1 protein-coding gene is annotated in these 1673 nt (G+C 51.5%); it reads left to right on the top strand.

Annotated elements, in window-relative coordinates:
• Window positions 1-1673: condensation domain-containing protein (locus DFQ00_RS28610; protein WP_244214036.1), on the top strand; the 1673-nt coding region annotated here is incomplete at both ends.

The raw sequence follows: 1673 nt of genomic DNA, 5'->3' as shown, positions 1-1673 counted from the left end.
ACGAAGCTGGTGGCGATCTGGCAGGACGTGCTGGGGCTTGGGAAGCAGATTGGCGTTCATGATAACTTCTTCGACCTTGGCGGGCATTCCCTGCGGGCGACAACGCTGGTCAGCAAAATCCATCAAGAGTTGAACGTGGATCTGCCGCTGCGCGATGTGTTCCGGCATTCCACGATCGAGAGCATGGCGGCTGTTATTTCCCGACTGGATGATAATATATTTGTTTCCATTCCAGTAGCGATTGAACGAGAAGTGTATCCGCAATCTTTTGCTCAAAAACGTCTCTTTATCTTGAATCAACTGGAAGGCGCGGAGCTTAGCTATAACATGCCTGAGGCGATGGTGCTGGAGGGTGCTTTGGACCGTGCAAGGTTGGAAGAAACGTTCCGTAAACTCGTGACGCGGCATGAAATGTTGCGCACCGGGTTTGAAATGGTGGATGGCGAAGCATCGCAGCGGGTTTATCCAGACGTGAATTTTGCGGTGGAGTTCTATCGAGCGGATGAGCAAGATGTCGATGAGACGTTTCGCCGCTTCGTCCGTCCGTTTGACTTGGCGAAGCCCCCGCTGCTTAGGGTAGGTCTTGTCGAGCTGGCTCAGGAACGCCATATGCTCATGTACGACATGCATCATATTATTTCCGACGGTGTTTCGATGGAGATCTTTGTTGAAGAATTCGTGCGGTTGTATGGTGGAGAGCACTTGGAGCCCCTGCGTATTCAGTACAAAGACTACACTGTGTGGCAGCATTCGCAGGAGCAGAAGGAGCGGCTTCAGCGTCAGGAAATGTATTGGCTGGATCGGTTTCAAGGTGAGCTTCCAGTGCTGGAAATGCCGACCGACTACCCACGTCCAGCTGTACAGAGCTATGAAGGTCAGACGTTGGAATTTTTCTTCGATGCTTCAAAAACCGATGGGCTGAAGCAGTTGGCTTCCAAAACGGGCACAACGCTGTTTATGGTGCTGCTTGCGGCGTATAACGTGCTTCTGCACAAATATTCGGGTCAGGAAGATGTGATTGTTGGGACGCCGATTGCCGGAAGGAATCATGGAGATGTGCAGCCGTTGATCGGCATTTTCCTGAACACGCTGGCAATTCGCAGTTATCCGTCTTCGGAGAAGACATTCCTGTCATATCTGAACGAAGTCAAAGAAACGACTTTGCATGCCTTCGAGTATCAAAACTATCCGTTCGAACAATTGGTGGACAAGGTGCATGTCACCCGTGATTTAAGCCGAAATCCGCTCTTCGATACGATGTTTACGATGCAAAATACGGAGAACGAGCAATTCGAGCTGGAAGGGCTTCGTCTGATTCCTTATCCGAGCGTACTGGATACCGCGAAGTTTGATATCAGCCTGGATGTAGGCGAGGAGAACGGCGGGTTGGATTACAGCTTTGAATATGCAACGGCTCTTTATAAAAGGGAGACGATTGAACGGCTGGCAAAACATTACGAGCAGTTGCTCGTGACAATTGCATGCTGTCCAGATGTGAAGATTGCCGAGCTGAATCTGCTGACGGCAGAGGAAAAAGCACAAGTTCTCGGCGCGTTCAATCCAGCGCAGCCGGAAGTGGCTCCTGCGGCGGCGTTCCACCGGCTGTTCGAGGAACAGGCGGGGCACACGCCAGAAGCGGAAGCGGTCGTATATGAGAACGACCGCCTGACATA

This window comes from Paenibacillus barcinonensis (assembly GCF_003217495.1).
Classification (GTDB): domain Bacteria; phylum Bacillota; class Bacilli; order Paenibacillales; family Paenibacillaceae; genus Paenibacillus; species Paenibacillus barcinonensis.
This window is presented reverse-complemented; position numbering and strand designations above follow the sequence as displayed.